This is a genomic window from Stenotrophomonas sp. EMP41 (genome assembly GCF_047495535.1).
Taxonomy (GTDB): domain Bacteria; phylum Pseudomonadota; class Gammaproteobacteria; order Xanthomonadales; family Xanthomonadaceae; genus Stenotrophomonas; species Stenotrophomonas sepilia.
In genome coordinates this window covers 3,801,216-3,818,641 of record NZ_CP179923.1, presented here as the reverse complement: position 1 = coordinate 3,818,641, position 17,426 = coordinate 3,801,216, and the positions used below count along the sequence as shown (strand labels likewise).

16 protein-coding genes are annotated in these 17,426 nt (G+C 68.3%); 13 read left to right on the top strand and 3 right to left on the bottom strand.

Features of this window, described 5'->3' with window-relative positions:
• Window positions 1–58: 58 nt before the first annotated feature.
• From ACMGRF_RS17510 to ACMGRF_RS17500, 3 genes are all read left to right on the top strand, one after another.
• Window positions 59–2,284 (top strand): S9 family peptidase, encoded by a 2,226-nt coding sequence (locus ACMGRF_RS17510; RefSeq protein WP_414485435.1) that lies wholly within the window; start codon window positions 59–61, stop codon window positions 2,282–2,284.
• 25 nt (window positions 2,285–2,309) lie between these two features.
• On the top strand, window positions 2,310–2,825 hold the full coding sequence (locus ACMGRF_RS17505; protein ID WP_049414402.1) for a cytochrome c oxidase assembly factor Coa1 family protein: 516 nt from the start codon (window positions 2,310–2,312) through the stop codon (window positions 2,823–2,825).
• A 67-nt stretch (window positions 2,826–2,892) separates the two neighbouring features.
• The gene (locus tag ACMGRF_RS17500; protein ID WP_414485434.1) at window positions 2,893–4,692 is read left to right on the top strand and encodes a DUF885 domain-containing protein; all 1,800 of its coding nucleotides are present in this window, start codon (window positions 2,893–2,895) and stop codon (window positions 4,690–4,692) included.
• 222 nt (window positions 4,693–4,914) lie between these two features.
• Here the strand turns inward: ACMGRF_RS17500 and ACMGRF_RS17495 are convergent, their stop codons facing one another.
• Complete coding sequence (locus ACMGRF_RS17495; RefSeq protein ID WP_049439393.1) at window positions 4,915–5,379, bottom strand: hypothetical protein; 465 nt, start codon at window positions 5,377–5,379, stop codon at window positions 4,915–4,917.
• A 185-nt stretch (window positions 5,380–5,564) separates the two neighbouring features.
• Here ACMGRF_RS17495 and ACMGRF_RS17490 point away from each other — a divergent pair, with 185 nt between their 5' ends.
• The 4 genes from ACMGRF_RS17490 to ACMGRF_RS17475 all read left to right on the top strand — a co-directional run bounded on the left by ACMGRF_RS17490 (window position 5,565) and on the right by ACMGRF_RS17475 (window position 8,165).
• Window positions 5,565–5,813 carry a hypothetical protein gene (locus ACMGRF_RS17490; RefSeq protein WP_005420185.1) on the top strand — a complete coding sequence of 83 codons (249 nt, stop codon included), beginning with the start codon at window positions 5,565–5,567 and terminating at the stop codon, window positions 5,811–5,813.
• Between the two features lie 123 nt (window positions 5,814–5,936).
• A complete protein-coding gene (locus ACMGRF_RS17485) occupies window positions 5,937–6,854 on the top strand; it encodes a bestrophin family protein (protein ID WP_414485433.1) in 918 nt (305 codons plus the stop codon).
• A gap of 19 nt (window positions 6,855–6,873) precedes the next feature.
• Entirely contained in the window at window positions 6,874–7,863 is a 990-nt protein-coding gene (gene hemB / locus ACMGRF_RS17480) for a porphobilinogen synthase (RefSeq protein WP_049439391.1), read from the top strand.
• Window positions 7,864–7,895: 32 nt separating this feature from the next.
• Window positions 7,896–8,165: a hypothetical protein gene (locus tag ACMGRF_RS17475; RefSeq protein WP_005411545.1), complete on the top strand. Its 270-nt coding sequence runs from the start codon at window positions 7,896–7,898 to the stop codon at window positions 8,163–8,165.
• 82 nt (window positions 8,166–8,247) lie between these two features.
• Here the strand turns inward: ACMGRF_RS17475 and ACMGRF_RS17470 are convergent, their stop codons facing one another.
• Window positions 8,248–9,111 carry a TolB family protein gene (locus tag ACMGRF_RS17470; protein ID WP_049439389.1) on the bottom strand — a complete coding sequence of 288 codons (864 nt, stop codon included), beginning with the start codon at window positions 9,109–9,111 and terminating at the stop codon, window positions 8,248–8,250.
• 48 nt (window positions 9,112–9,159) lie between these two features.
• On the opposite strand from ACMGRF_RS17470, the gene aroE reads away from it, so the two are divergent.
• The 3 genes from aroE to dinG all read left to right on the top strand — a co-directional run bounded on the left by aroE (window position 9,160) and on the right by dinG (window position 12,620).
• Entirely contained in the window at window positions 9,160–10,005 is an 846-nt protein-coding gene (gene aroE / locus ACMGRF_RS17465; protein ID WP_049414396.1) for a shikimate dehydrogenase, read from the top strand.
• Between the two features lie 3 nt (window positions 10,006–10,008).
• Window positions 10,009–10,362 (top strand): hypothetical protein, encoded by a 354-nt coding sequence (locus tag ACMGRF_RS17460; protein ID WP_049439388.1) that lies wholly within the window; start codon window positions 10,009–10,011, stop codon window positions 10,360–10,362.
• A gap of 155 nt (window positions 10,363–10,517) precedes the next feature.
• Entirely contained in the window at window positions 10,518–12,620 is a 2,103-nt protein-coding gene (dinG, locus tag ACMGRF_RS17455) for an ATP-dependent DNA helicase DinG (RefSeq protein WP_414485432.1), read from the top strand.
• 105 nt (window positions 12,621–12,725) lie between these two features.
• On the opposite strand, the gene ilvD is transcribed toward dinG, so the two are convergent.
• A complete protein-coding gene (gene ilvD / locus ACMGRF_RS17450) occupies window positions 12,726–14,564 on the bottom strand; it encodes a dihydroxy-acid dehydratase (protein ID WP_414485431.1) in 1,839 nt (612 codons plus the stop codon).
• 408 nt (window positions 14,565–14,972) lie between these two features.
• Between ilvD and ACMGRF_RS17445 the strand changes: the two genes are divergently transcribed.
• From ACMGRF_RS17445 to ACMGRF_RS17435, 3 genes are all read left to right on the top strand, one after another.
• Complete coding sequence (locus tag ACMGRF_RS17445; protein WP_414485430.1) at window positions 14,973–15,545, top strand: DUF1190 domain-containing protein; 573 nt, start codon at window positions 14,973–14,975, stop codon at window positions 15,543–15,545.
• A gap of 7 nt (window positions 15,546–15,552) precedes the next feature.
• Window positions 15,553–16,731: a glutathionylspermidine synthase family protein gene (locus tag ACMGRF_RS17440; RefSeq protein WP_353762500.1), complete on the top strand. Its 1,179-nt coding sequence runs from the start codon at window positions 15,553–15,555 to the stop codon at window positions 16,729–16,731.
• Between the two features lie 230 nt (window positions 16,732–16,961).
• Window positions 16,962–17,381, top strand: a complete 420-nt coding sequence (locus ACMGRF_RS17435) for a hypothetical protein (protein WP_309250654.1) — start codon at window positions 16,962–16,964, stop codon at window positions 17,379–17,381.
• Window positions 17,382–17,426: the final 45 nt, after the last annotated feature.

Here is a 17,426-nt window from a genome sequence, read left to right as displayed (position 1 = left end):
AAGGACGACCGTCCCGCGCCACGCGTGGAGGCGGACCTGCCGTTTGCCGGGATCCTCCATGCGCCACCTGTTCGCTTCGCTTGCCCTCATGCTCGCCACCAGTACCGCCGCCCACGCCGAAAAGCTGACCCTGGAAGCCATCACCGGCCCGCTGCCGCTGTCCGGCCCGACCCTGATGAAGCCCAAGGTGGCGCCGGACGGTTCGCAGGTCAGTTTCCTGCGCGGCAAGGACAGCGACCGCAACCAGTTGGACCTGTGGACCTACGACATCGGCAGCGGCCAGACCCGGTTGCTGGTTGATTCCAAGGTGGTGCTGCCCGGCACCGAGACCCTCAGTGATGAGGAGAAGGCCCGACGCGAGCGCCAGCGCATCGCCGCGATGACCGGCATCGTCGATTACCAGTGGTCGCCGGACGCGCAGCGACTGCTGTTCCCGTTGGGCGGCGAACTCTACCTGTACGACCTCACGCAGCAGGGCGAGGCGGCCGTGCGCCAGCTGACCCATGGTGAAGGCTTCGCCACCGACGCCAAGCTGTCGCCCAAGGGCGGCTTCGTCAGCTTCATCCGCGGCCGCAACCTGTGGGTGATCGATCTGGCCAGTGGCAAGCAGCTGCAGCTGACCCGCGACGGCGGCACCACCATCGGCAACGGCGTGGCCGAGTTCGTCGCCGACGAGGAAATGGATCGCCATACCGGTTACTGGTGGGCGCCGGATGACTCGGCCATTGCCTTTGCCCGCATCGACGAGGCACCGGTGCCGGTGCAGAAGCGCTACGAGGTCTACGCCGACCGCACCGATGTGATCGAACAGCGTTACCCGGCCGCCGGCGACGCCAACGTGCGCGTGCAGCTGGGCGTGATCGCACCGGCCGCCGATGCGCAGCCGCGCTGGATCGACCTGGGCAAGGAACAGGACATCTACCTGGCCCGCGTCGATTGGCGCGATGCGCAGCACCTGAGTTTCCAGCGCCAGTCGCGTGACCAGAAGCAGCTGGAGCTGGTCGAAGTGGCGCTCGACTCCAACCGCCAGCGCGTGCTCGCCCACGAGACCAGCCCGACCTGGGTGCCGCTGCACAACAGCCTGCGCTTCCTTGAAGATGGCAGCGTGCTGTGGTCGTCCGAGCGCACCGGCTTCCAGCACCTGTACCGCATCGACAGCAAGGGCAAGACCACCGCGCTGACCCACGGCAACTGGCCGGTGGACGAATTGCTGGCGGTGGATGAGACGGCCGGCAAGGCCTACTTCCGTGCTGGCATCGAGACCTCGCGCGAAAGCCAGATCTATGCGGTGTCGCTGCAGGGCGGTGAGCCGCAGCGCCTGTCGAAGGCGCCGGGCATGCACAGCGCCAGCTTCGCCCGCAATGCCAGCGTCTACGTGGACAGCTGGTCCAACAGCACCACGCCGCCGCAGATCGAACTGTTCCGCGCCAACGGCGAGAAGATCGCCACGCTGGTCGAGAACGATCTGGCCGATCCCAAGCACCCGTATGCGCGCTACCGCGATGCGCAGCGCCCGGTGGAGTTCGGCACGTTGATGGCTGCCGACGGCAAGACCCCGCTGAACTACAGCCTGATCAAACCGGCCGGCTTCGATCCGTCCAGGCGCTACCCGGTGGCGGTGTACGTCTACGGCGGCCCGGCCAGCCAGACCGTCACCGACAGCTGGCCCGGCCGTGGCGACCACCTGTTCAACCAGTACCTGGCCCAGCAGGGCTACGTGGTGTTCTCGCTGGACAACCGTGGCACCCCGCGCCGTGGCCGTGACTTCGGTGGCGCGCTGTACGGCAAGCAGGGCACGGTGGAAGTGACCGATCAGCTGCGCGGCGTGGCCTGGCTGAAGCAGCAGCCGTGGGTGGACCCGGCGCGCATCGGCGTGCAGGGCTGGTCCAACGGCGGTTACATGACCCTGATGCTGCTGGCCAAGGCATCGAACCAGTACGCCTGTGGCGTGGCAGGTGCACCGGTCACCGATTGGGGCCTGTATGACAGCCACTACACCGAACGCTACATGGACCTGCCGGCGCGCAACGAAGCGGGGTACCGCGAAGCGCGCGTGCTGACCCATATCGACGGCCTGCGTTCGCCGTTGCTGCTGATCCACGGCATGGCGGACGACAACGTGCTGTTCACCAATTCGACCAGCCTGATGAGCGCGCTGCAGAAGCGCGGCCAGCCGTTCGAGCTGATGACCTATCCGGGTGCCAAGCATGGCCTGTCCGGCGCCGATGCCCTTCATCGCTACCGTGTGGCCGAAGCCTTCCTGGGACGCTGCCTGAAGCCCTGATGCACAAACGGGAAGGAGCCCGCCGATGACACTGCCGCCGCCGATTCCCACCCATGGCCCGAAGCCTGCCGGCTGGTGGTCCCGTCACTGGCGCTGGGCGATGCCGCTGGCCGTGCTGCTGGTGTTGGCCGGTGCCGGTGGCGTGGTGGCCTGGAGCGTGCTGCGCTGGAGTGAGGCGGCACGCGAGAGCCCGCCGATGCGCGAGGCGATGCGCCGCGCCGGATGCAGCATCGAACTGGTGGAAGCCTTCGGCGAGCCGCTGCGTGCCGAGTCGATGCCGCTGGGCAGCATGCAGACCGCGATCAATGGCCAGCGCGACGTCGGCCTGACCGTGGCCCTGGAAGGCCCGCGCGCGCACGGCCGGCTGTTCGTGAAGGGCACCCGCAGCGACGACGTCTGGGACTATCCGGTGATGTATGTGCTGGGCGAGAACAAGCAGACGTTCGACCTGACCGCGCTGGATGATGACGAGGCCGCGCAGGAATGCGAGCTGCAGGCCTGCCGCGAACGCGGCGAATGCCCGCTGGCCGCGGCGTTGTGACCTCCGGCCGATTGTCGCCACCGCGCTGAGCGCGTAGGGTGCGGGCAACCCTGTCCTGGAGTGCACCATGAAGCCGATCGCGTTGGCCATTGCCCTGGCCCTGACTGCCGCCCCGCTGATGTCCGCACCGCCGGCGCTGGCGGCACCCGCCGCCAAGGCCGCTATTCCGGCCAGCCCGGCCTGGGTGACCCGCAGCAACGCACTGGCGCAGATCCTGCTCGATGCGCAGGGTCCGTTCCAGCCGGAAGAAACCGGCTTCTTCGGCGTGCCCGGCTATGACGACAAGGTGGCCGACCTCGGCGCGGACAACGGCAAGCGCTACCGTGCCGCGATGGCCAAGGCCCGCGATGAACTGAAAGCCAAGCTGGCCACCGAGCAGGATCCCAACGTCCGCCAGGACCTGGAGATCATGATCCACGCCGCCAACCAGAACATCGAAGGCAGTGAGCTCAACGAGAAGTACCTGCTGCCGTGGAGTGACGCGCCGCAGACCATCTTCAGCGGCCTCAACCTGCTGCTGTCCGACCAGGTGCCGGCCGAGCGCCGGGCCAAGGCGATCGACCGCCTCAAGGCCTACGCCGGGCTGCAGCCAGGTGGCACCGCGTTCACCACGCTGGCCCGCCAGCGTTACGAAGAGCGCTTGAAGGACGGCAGCCTGCTGCAGCCGACGAAGATCGAAGTGCAGCAATCGCTGGACAACGTCGAGACCTACATCACCGGCATCGAGTCGCTGCTGAAGAAGTACCAGATCACCGGCGCCGATGAGGCAATGAAGGCCCTGGCCGGGCAGATGAAGGACTACGCCGCCTGGACCCGCAAGGACGTGCTGCCGAAGGCACGCACCGATGCGCGCCTGCCGGCGCCGCTGTACGCCTACCAGCTCAAGCAGGTCGGCATTGATATCGACCCGAAGCTGCTGATGCAGCGCGCGCAGCTGGAGTTCATGGAAACCCGCTCGGCGATGCAGCAGCTGGCGCCGCTGGTGGTGAAGGACAAGGGCCTGAAGGTGGCCGACCCGAGTGACCCGGTGGCGGTGATCCGCGCGCTGAAGGCCGACAAGATCGCCGACGACCATCTGGAAGGCCACTACCGCAAGGTGATCGATGCGATCGATCCGCTGATCCGCGAGCATGCCATCGTCGACGTGCCCAAGCGCGCCATGCAGATGCGCCTGGGTTCGGCCGCCGAGAGCGCGGCCAGCCCGGCCCCGCATTTCCTGCCGGCGCCGCTGGTCAACAACACCGGGCAGCAGGGCACCTTCGTGCTGCCGCTGGGCAACCCGGCGGCGGGCCGGGGCGCACAGTACGACGATTTCAACTTCGGTGCGGCGGCGTGGACGCTGAGCGCGCATGAAGGCCGCCCCGGCCACGAGCTGCAGTTCACCGCGATGGTCGAGCGTGGTGTCTCGCTGGCACGCACCATGTTCGCGTTCAATTCGGTGAACGTGGAAGGCTGGGCGCTGTATGCCGAGGCCGAGATGGTGCCGTACGAGCCGCTGGACGGGCAGATGATCGCCCTGCAGTTCCGCCTGCTGCGGGCCGCACGCGCAATGCTTGACCCGATGCTCAACCTCGGCCTGACCGACCGCGCCAACGGCGAGCGCGTGCTGATGGAGCAGGTCGGCCTGTCCAAGGCGATGGCCACCCAGGAACTGGACCGCTACATGGTGCGCATGCCGGGCCAGGCGGGCAGCTACTTCTATGGCTACACCCGCATCCTCGAACTGCGCATGCAGACCGAGCTGGCACTGGGTGCGAAGTTCGACCGCCTGGCGTTCAACAACTTCCTGCTCGACCAGGGCCTGCTGCCGCCGGACCAGCTGGCCGATGCGGTGAACAAGGTATTCGTGCCGAAGTACAAGCGCTGAACGCCATCCGGTAGTGCCGGCCGCTGGCCGGCAAACGGTGTCGGTAGATGCCGGCCTTGGTCGGCGCTGCGGGCCCGTGCCAACCAAGGTTGGCGCCCACCAGAGCTATGCGTTGGTTGTGCAGGGGGTAGTGCCGGCCGCTGGCCGGCATTCCCTTGGGGCAGGAAGCATTCCTGAGGTTGCCGGCCAGCGGCCGGCACTACCTGCGGTTGTCCGCGTCGGTCACCGCTGCGGTTGCGGCGTGATCACCTGGGTCGGCAACCGTGCCGGCGGTTCCGGATTGGGTACCCAGATCGCCACGCCGGCGGCGCGCTTCTGCGTGGTCGGAATACCGATGCCGACGCCACCACCCACATGCGAGCCGAAGGTGCCGGCACCCACCGACATGCCGACCGGCGAACCGCTGCTGCCCACGCCCATCAGCACCACGCCATTGGCGCCCAGTGCCGCCGCTTCACGCTTCAGGCGTGCCACCGCGGCATCGGTCTGGCCCTGCGTGCCGAAGCCCACGGCAGATGCCGATTCCAGCTGGGCGATTTCCTGCGAGCCGGCCGGTGGCGTGGAATAGATCTGCACCAGTGCCGGATCGATCGGCGCGCGGGCGCGCCCCAGCATGACCTTGGAGGTGCTGGCACAACCGGCGGCGACCAGCAGGATGGCCGCCAGCGCGGCCCAACGGATGTTCATGGCACGACCCCTGTAGGACTGGTTGCGATCATCGGCGGGCCACTCTGAATCGGCGCCAACACCCGGGCCAGGGCACCCACGGCAGCACGCTAGCACGCGCCTGGTGACAGCCCCGCCAACGGCAGTAGGCGGCGACTGCGGGAACGACTATGGTGGACAGACCGAACCAACTGCGGGAGAGCGGAATGGGCGTGATCAGTCTGTTGTGGGGCGTACTGGCGCTGTTGTGGATGATCCTGGCGCTGATTCCGCTGCTTGGCTGGGGCAACTGGTTCCTGATCCCATTCGCCGCCGTCGGCGCGGTGATCGCCGCGCTGGGCATCCTGTTTACCCACCCGACCAAGCGCGGCCGGGCCTGGGCCGGACTGGTGCTGAACGGCATCGTGGTGGTGGTCGGCATCCTGCGCCTGGGTCTGGGCGGCGGCGTGATCTGAGTCCCGGCGCCGGGTGCGACAGGGCGTCGCAGGTACACGGCTGCCGGCCGGGCAGGGGCGTACAATGAGCGGCTGCGCGAGCCCCCCGCGTGCCTGTGATTCCGCGCCTGGCGCGGCTGCCCGATGATCATCCGACCCCGTCCCCACGGCTGGCAACTGCTGTATATCCTGCGCGGCTCGATCGTCAAAGCGATCGCGCCGAAGGTGCTGGCCATCCTGATCCTGTCCATTGCCGTGGCGGCCGTGGTGGAACTGGCCCCGCCGACCGGCATCGAACGCGTGTCGGTCACGCCGTTCACCCTGCTCGGCCTGGTCCTGTCGATCTTCCTCAGCTTCCGCAACAGCGCCTGCTATGACCGCTGGTGGGAAGGCCGCAAGCTGTGGGGCCAGCTGGTCTACGAATCGCGTTCGCTGGCCCGCCAGGTGCACCTGCTGCTGGCCGATGACGCCGGCCGCCGTCGCCGCATCGCGTACCTCACCACCGCGTTCGCCCATGCGTTGGCCGCGCGCCTGCGTGGGCGCATCGTGGCCCTGGCCGCCTTGCCATGGCTGGACAAGCCGCAACGCGAGCAGCTGGGCCAGCGCGAGAACGTGCCGGATGCATTGCTGTCGATGATCGCTGCCGAGCTGGCCCAGGCGCTGCGCGCCGGCGAGCTCGATCCGATCCTCTACACCCAGCTGGAGGAGCGCCTGCACGCGATGTCGTCGATCCAGGCCGGCTGCGAGCGCATCCTCACCACGCCGCTGCCGTTCGCCTACACCCTGCTGCTGCATCGCTGCGCGTGGATGTTCTGCGTGCTGCTGCCGTTCGGCCTGGCCAGTTCGCTGGGCTGGGGTACGCCGGTGCTGTCGGCGGTGCTGGCCTACGCCTTCTTCGGCCTGGACCAGCTGGGCGAAGAAATGGAAGACCCGTTCGGCCTGGAGCCGAACGACCTGCCGCTGGACGCGCTGGTGCGCATGATCGAGATCGACCAGCTCGACGCGCTCGGCGAACGCCCCTTGCCCGAACCCCTGCTGCCGCAGGGTTACCTGTTGCAATAGCCACTCCTCGGAGCCTGCCATGTCCCATCCGCTTTACCGCCCGCGCCGCATGCGCCACGACGAGTTCTCGCGCCGCCTGATGCGCGAGAACACGCTGACCACCGACGACCTGATCTACCCGGTGTTCGTGCACGAACTGGCGGGCCGCACCGCAGTGCCGTCGATGCCGGGCGTGGAGCGGCTGTCGATCGAAGAGCTGCTGAAGGTGGCCGAAGAGGCGCTGGAGCTGGGCATTCCGGTGATCGACCTGTTCCCGGTGATCGACCCGTCGCTGAAGTCGCTGGACGCGTCGGCGGCGTGGGCCGAGGACGGCCTGGCGCAGCGTGCGATCCGCGCATTGAAGTCGCGCTTCCCGGAGCTGGGCGTGATGACCGACGTGGCGCTGGACCCGTACACCACCCACGGCCAGGACGGCATCATCGACGACAAGGGCTATGTGCTGAACGACATCACCGTGGAAGCGCTGGTCAAGCAGTCGGTGTCGCACGCCGAGGCCGGTGTGGACATCGTCTCGCCGTCGGACATGATGGACGGCCGCATCGGCGCGATCCGCCGTGCGCTGGATGCCGACAACCACATCAACGTGCGCATCATGGCCTACTCGGCCAAGTACGCTTCGGCGTTCTACGGCCCGTTCCGTGATGCGGTGGGCAGCGCGTCCAGCCTCGGCAAGGCCGACAAGAAGACCTACCAGATGGACCCGGCCAACGGTGACGAGGCCCTGCGCGAGATCGCGCTGGACCTGGAAGAGGGCGCCGACATGGTGATGGTCAAGCCGGGCATGCCGTACCTGGACCTGGTGCGCCGGGTGAAGGAGACGTTCGGCGTGCCGACCTTCGCCTACCAGGTCAGTGGCGAGTACGCGATGATGAAGGCCGCCTTCGCCAACGGCTGGCTGGACGAGCGTGCCTGCGTGCTGGAGTCGCTGCTGGGCTTCAAGCGGGCCGGTGCCGATGGCGTGCTGACCTATTTCGCGCCGCAGGTGGCGCGATGGCTGCGCGAGCGCTGACAATAGCGCCACGATAGACGGAGGACTGCGCGATGGGACCCGAACTGGGATGGATGCAATGGCTGATCTGGGGCACCGGTACGCTGGTGTTCGGTGCCATCATCGTCGGTGTCTTCATCGCTGCCTGGCGGGCTGGCAAGCGCCCGCCGGAGCAGCTTTCCGCCGCCCGCCACGTGGCCCGTGAGCAGGCCCTGCCGGATAGCGTGCAGGCCGAGCTGGCCGCGTTGAACCAGCGCAAGGACAACGGCCAGCTGAGCGAGATGGAGTACGAGCAGTTGCGCGCCAAGGTGCTGTCGCGCTGACGGGCAATCCCCGGGGTCGGATCCCTTTCCGCAGGAAAGGGCTCTGACCCCTTCGCGGGCGCCATCCACGCATGGCGTGGATCTACCGCACGCACCCGGCCACCGCCGCCACCCTCGGCACCGCCAACCGGTACACGTCCACGCCACCGGCGCGCGGCGCCTTCGCCGCGCTGCTGGCCACCAGCATCTCGCCGGGCTTGGCGTTGTCGATCACCGGCGCGCCGGTCCAGCCGCCGGCCTGGTTGAACGACAGCCCCAGCGGCTGCAGCGCCACACCGCTCCACGCACAGCCGCTGCTCCAGACCTGCGCGGTACTGCCGTGGCCGCGGCTGAACACCACGGCGCCGTCATGGCCCAGCCAGTCGCCGTCGGTCTCGTCGTCGGCGCTGTTCAACGCGCTCAGTGCGGTGGCCGGGCCACGCACGCCCTGCGCATCCAGCGTCGCTACGAACAGGTCCCAGCCGGCGCCATGGCCTTGCTGGCGGGCAAACAACAGCTGCTTGCCATCCGCGCTCAGGGCCGGCCCGCGCTCTTCCCGGCGCCCGCCGTCACCAGCCAGCGGCTGCGCCGGGCCCAGCCGGCCATCGGTGGCCAGCGCAGCACGGTACAGCGCCAGCGCGCCCTCGCGACCGGCCGCGAACAGCAGCCAGCGGCCGTCACGGCTGAAGTAGGGATCGCGGGCTCCACCGGCCACGCCTACCGGCAGTACCTGTGCCTGCTGCCAGCGACCGTCGACCGCGCGTGCCTCCCACAGGCTCCAGCCGGTTTCGCCGCGGCGGGCGAAGACGATGCGCTGGCCATCGGCGCTGATCGTGGCGCGGCCCTCGTCGGCGCGGGTCGAGACCACGCCCATGCCTTCGATGCCGTACTCGTTCAACGCCATCGCCACGGGGGCAGAGAGTAGACTGGCGGCGAGCACCAGCAGGGGCGGGGTGATGCGCATCATCCGGTTCCGTGCACGAAAGAGCATCAGTCTAGCCAGCTTGAGGATTCCATGACCGACCGTTACGCCGTCTTCGGACACCCCGTTGCCCACTCGAAGTCGCCGCAGATCCACGCGACGTTCGGTCGCCAGGAAGGCATCGCCATCGACTATCGCGCGATCGACCTGGCCCCGGAGGCGTTCCTGGCCGGCCTGGAGGCCTTCGCTGCCGAGGGCGGCGTCGGTGCCAACGTCACCCTGCCGCACAAGGAAACCGCGTTCTCGGCATGCACCACGCTGACCGCACGGGCGCGCCGCGCCGGATCGGTCAACACGCTGCTGCGCAAGGGCGACCGCTGGCACGGCGACACCACCGATGGCATCGGCCTGGTGCGCGACCTGACCGACCGCCATGGCCTGGACCTGCGTGGCCGCCGCGTGCTGATGATCGGCGCCGGTGGCTCGGCGCGCAGCGTCGCCCCGGCGCTGCTGGATGCCGGCATCACCGAACTGGTGGTGGTGAACCGCACACCGGAGCGCGCCGATGAACTGATCGACGCGATGGGCGAGCCGGGCCGCGCGATCAGCCGCTACTGGGAAGACCTGCGCGAGCTGGGCGACTTCGAACTGATCGTCAATGCCACCTCGGCCGGCCGCGACCGCGACGTCGAGTTCAAGCTGCCGCTGTCGCTGGTCAATTCGATGACCACGGCCGTCGACCTGAACTACGGCGAGGCCGCCATTGCCTTCCTGGCCTGGGCCCGTGCGGCGCAGTGCCGTAACACCGTCGACGGCCTGGGCATGCTGGTCGAGCAGGCTGCCGAGAGCTTCCTGCAGTGGCACGGCGTACGCCCGCAGACCGACGAGGTCTACCAGGCGCTGCGCCAGGGCCCGGCTGTGTTGGCCGGCGAGGACTGATCGATGGACGGCACGACCCTGATGGTGACCGTGCTGAGCATGGTCGGTGTGCGCCTGCCGGTGCTGATCGCGCTGTGCGTCGGCCTGGTCTGGGTGGTCGGTGCACCGCGCGATGCCACCCGCACCGGCGCGCTGGTCGGCCTGCTGCTGTTGCTGTTGTCCAGCCTGGGCGGCCTGGCCGCGGGCCTCCTGCCGATGTGGCTGGTCAGCAGTGGCAACTTCAGCGCCATCTCGGGCATGAGCGCCATCTTCGGCGTGCTGCACTTCGCGCTGGCGATGGTCGAGGCCATCGGCGTGGTGCTGCTGGTGTGGGCGCTGGTGCGCCTGCTGCGGCTGCGCGGCAACGCGGTGCAGTGACACCCCGGTGACGGCCCAGGGCCGTCGCCAGCAGCGTACGGTGTGTTCATCCAGCCGCCGGGCGTCGCCGCTGCCCCGTTCAGGCAGCCAGCGGCGGCGGACATGGCCGGCCATGCGACAATGACCGGCCCGATCCAGCCACGGTAATTCCCGGCGTGACCGAAACCGTCGCCGCTCCGCGCACGCTCGATGACACCTTGAAGGACGCGATCCGCAAGGCGTACACGACGCTGCAGGCCAATACCCCCGGCTTCTCCACCCGCCGCTCGCAGAGCCAGATGATCGGCGTGGTGTCGCGCGCGCTGTCGAAAAGCGGTGGCGTTGGCGTGGTCGAGGCGCCCACCGGCGTCGGCAAGAGCCTGGGTTACCTCACCGCGGGCGTACCCATTGCGCTGGCCACCAGGAAGAAGCTGGTGATCAGCACCGGCACCGTGGCGCTGCAATCGCAGCTGGTCGAGCGCGACATTCCCAATTTCCTCAAGGCCACCGGCCTGGAAGCGACCGTGGCGCTGGCCAAGGGACGCACCCGCTACCTGTGCACGCGCAATGCCGCCGAGGCGCAGGGCGAGGGCTCGCAGGGCGGCATGTTCGAGGACGACGCGCCACTGTTCGACCGGCCGCTGGCGCCGATCGAGATGGACATCGCCAAGCGCCTGACCGACGCCTTTACCGGCGGCAGCTGGGACGGCGATATCGACAATGCGCCGGAGACCATCAGCCCCGGCCTGCGCAGCCGCATCACCACGCCGGCTTCGGGCTGCGCCGGGCGCCGTTGTGCGTATTCGGCGCAGTGCGCGGTGCTGCGTTCGCGCAATACCGTGCGCGATGCGCAGATCGTGGTCACCAACCACGCGCTGCTGCTGTCGGCGTTGTCGATCGGTGACAGCGACAACGGCCAGCCGTTGATTGCGGCGCCGTCGGACATGCTGCTGGTGCTGGACGAAGGCCATCACATCGGCAACGTGGCCATCGACCAGGGTGCGGCCAGCCTGGCGCTGGACGAGATGGCCAAGCGTACCGGGCGCCTGCAGACCCTGATCGCCGGCGCCTACCGCGCGGTCGACAAGGACCGCCTCGGCAACCTGCTGCCGAACGAAGCGATCGAAGTCGCCAGCAACGTCGCCAAGCAGCTGCGCGCGTTCCGTGACCACGTCGAGCGGGTGTGGATGCCGGCGCCGGCGGACGAAGAGCCGATGTGGCGCGCGGCCAACGGGCGCCTGCCCGAGGCCTGGCGCGAGCCGATCGAGGCGCTGGCCGACGATACCCGCAGCCTCTACAACTGGGCGCATGCGGCCACCGCACAGGTGGCCAAGGGCAAGCCGGACGATGCCGCGCGCGAGCGCCTGCAGCGCAACCTGGGCATGGCGCTGGAGATGATCGAGCAGCAGTACAACCTGTGGCAGGCCTGGCGCCGCGAGGACAAGGACGGCGCGCCGCCGATGGCGCGCTGGGTCACCGCCACCCGCGATGGCGACCTGGTGCTGCACGGCTCGCCGGTGTCGGCCGCGCACGTGCTGCGCAAGCTGCTGTGGGATGAAGTGGACTCGGTGGTGATGACCTCGGCGACGTTGACCGGTGGTGGCGATTTCCAGTCGCTGGCGATCGACAACGGCATCCCCGAAGACGCCGAGATGGTCTCGCTGTCCTCGCCGTTCGACCTGCCCAACCAGGCCGAGCTGATCGTGCCGAAATTCCCGGTCACGCCGGACGACCGCGAAGGCCATCCGCGCGAAGTGGCGCGCTATCTCGACACCGAGCTGGACTGGGCCAAGGGCTCGATGGTGCTGTTCACCTCGCGCTGGAAGATGGAGAAGGTGGCCGGCCTGATGCCGGCCGCGCGGCGCAAGCAGGTGCTGGTGCAGGGCGAGATGTCCAAGACCCGCCTGATCGAGGAACACCTGCGGCGTGTTGAGGCAGGCGAAGGCTCGGTGCTGTTCGGGCTGAATTCGTTCGGTGAAGGCCTCGACCTGCCCGGCGAAGCCTGCACCACGGTGGTGATCACCCAGGTGCCGTTCGCGGTGCCGACCGACCCGCAGACCGCGACCCTCAGCGAGTGGTTCGAAGGGCGTGGGCTGAATGCCTTCAACCTGATCGCCATCCCGCACGCGCTGCGCACGCTGACCCAGTTCGCCGGCCGCCTGATCCGCACCTCCACCGACACCGGCCGCGTGATCATCCTCGATTCGCGGCTGCTGACCCGCCGCTACGGCAAGCGCATCATCGACGCGCTGCCGCCGTTCAAGCGCGTGATCGGCTGAAAAAAGGGACGGAGGGGATTAAGTCGTTTCAGGCGCAAACGACTTAATCCCCTCCGTCCCCTTTTTCACAGATGCCGGCCAGCGGCCGGCACTACCGGATCGGGATCAATCGCCGAGCAGGGCGGTGTTGCGTACGGCACCCTTGTCGGCGCTGGTGGCGAGCAGGGCGTAGGCCTTCAACGCGCTGGTGACCTTGCGCGGGCGCGGCGCGCGTGGCTTCCAGCCGCTCGCATCGGCGTCGGCGCGGCGCTGGGCCAGCGTGGCCTCATCCAGCAGCAGGTCGATGCGGCGGGCCGGGATGTCGATGCGGATGCGGTCGCCGTCTTCCACCAGGCCGATCGCGCCGCCACTGGCCGCTTCCGGCGAAACGTGGCCGATCGACAGCCCCGAGGTGCCACCGGAGAAGCGGCCATCGGTGAGCAGCGCGCACTGCTTGCCCAGTCCCTTCGACTTCAGGTAGCTGGTCGGGTACAGCATCTCCTGCATGCCCGGGCCGCCCTTCGGCCCTTCGTAGCGGATCACCACTACCTCACCCGGCTGCACCTCGTCGGCGAGGATGCCGGCGACGGCGGCGTCCTGGCTTTCATAGACGCGCGCGGGGCCTTCGAACACGTGGATCGATTCGTCCACGCCGGCGGTCTTCACCACGCAGCCATCGACGGCCAGGTTGCCGCGCAGCACGGCGAGGCCGCCTTCCAGTGAGTACGCATTCTGCAGCGAGCGGATGCAGCCCTCGGCGCGGTCCAGGTCCAGCGCGGGCCAGCGCGTGGCCTGGCTGAAGGCCTCCTGCGTGGGGATGCCGGCCGGACCGGCCTTGAAGAAGGTATGCAGGGTGTCGTTGTCACTGCGCACCACGTCCCAGCGTTCCAGCGCTTCGGCCAGGCTGGCGCTGTGCACGGTCGGCACTGTGGTATCGAGCAGGCCGGCGCGATCCAGCTCACCGAGGATGCCGAACACGCCGCCGGCGCGGTGCACGTCCTCGATGTGGTACTTCGGTGTGTTCGGCGCCACCTTGCACAGCTGCGGGACGCGTCGCGACAGCGCGTCGATGTGGGTCAGGTCGAAGTCGACCTCCGCTTCCTGCGCTGCGGCCAGCAGATGCAGGATGGTGTTGGTGGAGCCGCCCATGGCGATGTCCAGGGTCATCGCGTTGGCGAACGCGGCCTGGGTGGCGATCCCGCGCGGCAGCGCGCTCGGGTCTTCGCCGCCGTACCAGCGATGGCAGAGCTCGACGATCAGGCGGCCGGCGCGGCGGAACAGCGCCTCGCGGTCGGCATGGGTGGCCAGCGTGGTGCCGTTGCCGGGCAGCGACAGGCCCAGCGCTTCGGTCAGGCAGTTCATCGAGTTGGCGGTGAACATGCCCGAGCAGGAGCCGCAGGTGGGGCAGGCGCTGCGTTCAAAGGCCGCGACCTTCTCGTCGGAGGCGCTGTCATCGGCGGCCACCACCATCGCGTCGACCAGGTCCAGCTTGTGCTCGGACAGCTTGGTCTTGCCCGCTTCCATCGGCCCGCCGGAGACGAACACCACCGGGATGTCCAGGCGCAGCGCGGCCATCAGCATGCCGGGGGTGATCTTGTCGCAGTTGCTGATGCACACCAGTGCGTCGGCGCAGTGCGCGTTGACCATGTACTCCACGGCGTCGGCGATGATCTCGCGGCTGGGCAGCGAGTACAGCATGCCGTCGTGGCCCATCGCGATGCCGTCGTCCACGGCGATGGTGTTGAATTCCTTGGCGACGCCACCGACCTGTTCGATTTCGCGCGCGACCAGCTGGCCGAGGTCCTTCAGGTGCACGTGGCCGGGCACGAACTGGGTGAAGGAGTTGGCGATGGCGATGATCGGCTTGTGGAAGTCGCCGTCCTTCATGCCGGTGGCACGCCACAGGGCGCGGGCGCCGGCCATGTTGCGGCCGGCGGTGGAGGTGCGGGAACGGTATTCGGGCATGGCGGGCGGAACGGGCGGGCCGTACGACGTGGGGGTCGCCCGATCATGGCCAATTTTTTCGGTTGCTGCTGCAACCACCTTCACCGCTTGCAGCGGCTTGGTGGTCCGCGCATTTCCCCTTATCCCCGCGCCTGCGGCGCGCCCCTTTGAACAACAAGGGGGCTTCTTGCCGGAGACTTGGCTGCGCGCGCCGGGCGTAGCGGGGCGCCGCGGGGTGTGTGCCAACCAAGGTTGGCACCTACCAGTGCGGTGTGCCGCCCGGGGTCGGATCCCACCGCAGCGCGATGGGCTCTGACCCCAATGCCGACGAAAATGAAAGGCCGTTCATCTTTCGCACTTTGCCGATTCCGGTTGCTCGCCCGGATTTGGCATCATTGGGGCATTGATCCGTCGACAGGGCATGAGGCCATGAAACGTTCCCGCACCACCGCGCTGCTGCTGATGAGCGCCGCGCCGCTGCTGTTCACCGCCTGCCAGAAGGAGCCGGAAGTGAAGGTGAAGGAAGGCCTGTACACCTCGGTCGAGGCCTGCACCGAGGCCACCGGTGACCCGTCGTCGTGCCGCAATGCCTTCGCCGAAGCGCAGAAGCAGGCCGCCGATGCGGCGCCGAAGTACGCCAGCAAGGAAGCCTGCGAGAAGGATTACAAGCCGGAGCAGTGCGTGCAGCAGCACACCTCGGCCGGCACCTCGTTCATCGGCCCGATGATGATGGGCTTCTTCATGTCGCAGATGCTGAGCAACCGCGGTGGCCTCGCCCCGCAGGCGCCGGCGGCGTCGCCGGCCTACCAGGACAAGAACGCGGGCTGGGCGCGCCCGGCACCGGGCGGCACCGGTGGCCTGAACACCGCCAGCGGCATCGGTGCCGGCAAGGCCGGCCTGACGCCGGTCACCAGCGAGCCGAACCGTGCGGTCACTGCCAGCCGTGGTGGCTTTGGCAACACCAGCGCACGTCGCAGCACCAGCGGCAGCTACGGCGGCTGACCGGTCCATGCAGCGCATCCGGATTGCCGAGCGTGCCCAGTGGCGGGCACGCGCGGAGGAAGCGGGTTTCCGTTTCCATACCATCGATGGCCAGCCCTACTGGGATGAAAGCGCGTACTACGCGTTCACCCTGCGCCAGATCGAACAGGACATCGAAGACCCCAGTGCCGAGCTGCACCAGATGGCGCTGGACCTGGTCGGTGATGTCATCGGCAGCGAGCGGTTGATGGACCAGCTGGCGATTCCGTCGCATTACCGCGACTGGATCGCCGACAGCTGGCGCCAGCGCCAGCCGCACCTTTACGGCCGCCTGGACCTGGCCTACGACGGCACCGGCCCGGCCAAACTGTACGAGCTGAACTACGATACGCCGACCTCGCTGTTCGAGGCCAGCTTCTTCCAGTGGCAGTGGCTGGAAGACCAGCGCAACGCCGGCCGCCTGCCGCAGCATGCCGACCAGTTCAATGCGATCCATGAGGCGCTGGTCGAGCGCTTCGGCGAACTGGCCACGCAGCTGCCGCCACCGCTGTACTTCAGCGCGGTGGGAAGCTCGGAAGAAGACCGTGGCACGGTCGAGTACCTGCGCGACTGCGCGTCGCAGGCCGGCCTGCATGGCCAGGCCATCGCGATCGAGGACATCGGCCTGTCCGAGGATGGCCGCTTCACCGCGCTGGATGATTCGGTGATCGGCACGCTGTTCAAGCTGTATCCGCTGGAAGACCTGATGGCCGAGGAATTCGGCCGCGCGCTGCCCGCTTCGGGCGTGCAGCTGCTGGAGCCGGCCTGGAAGGCGGTGCTGAGCAACAAGGGCATCCTGCCGCTGCTGTGGCAACGCAACGTGGGCCATCCGAACCTGCTGGAAGCGCATTTCGACGACGGCAGCGCGCTGGCGTCGGGCTGGGTGCGCAAGCCGCTGTTCTCGCGCGAGGGTGCCAATATCGAGATGCACCTGGCCGATGGCAGCACCCAGCGCAGCGACGGTCCCTACGACGGCCCGGCGATCATCCAGCGCGCCCACCCGCTCACCCGCTTCGAAGGCGGCTACCCGCTGATCGGCAGCTGGGTGGTGGGTGACCACGCCTGCGGCATCGGCATCCGCGAGGACGACAGCGCGATCACCCGCGACAGTGCGCGCTTCGTGCCGCACGCGATCGTCGACGAGGCGCCAACGCGGATCTACGTCTGATGACGGTGCGGCGCCCCCAAGGACGACGAGGACGAGCGACGCCGGTGGCAGGGCGACATTTTGATGATGGTCGTGGTCTTCGGTCGTTCTCCGACCGGGTCGCCGTGCGCTGCCATCGTTGCGATACGCCGGGCTGGGTGGTTACCAGCAAGACTTGCTGCAGGACGTCAGCGCGGTTCCGCTGCACCGGTTGCAGTGCGTCCCTGGATGGCACGGACTGGGTCGGTGCGATGCGCCTGCAGGGACATCGGCCGTGCGGCTACTGCGGGCATCAATGGCTGTGCGTCAATCGGCACATTGCATCGGGTGTACCCGCACCGACCACTTTTCCTGCTCGCTGTGAGCAGTGCGGACGAACCAGTGATGTTTCGGTCACGGCTTCCCCGCTGCGTGAAGCAGAGGCTGCAGATCCGCATTTCGGACTGCCGTTGCGCTTGGTCGAACCGACCCGCGCAGGCTTGCTCTGGGCCTACAACGCCGAGCACCTTCAGGCATTGCATGACTATGCGGTATCGGCGCTGCGCGAGCGCGGCGCTGTACACAATGGATCCATGTTTTCGCGCCTGCCGCAGTGGATGAAGCTGGCCCGCAACCGAGTGCTGCTGCAGCGTGCGGTGGAGCGGTTGCAGCGGCGCTTGCTGCAGGGGTAGGTAGTGCCGGCCGCTGGCCGGCAGCCGAGCATGGGCTCGGCGCTA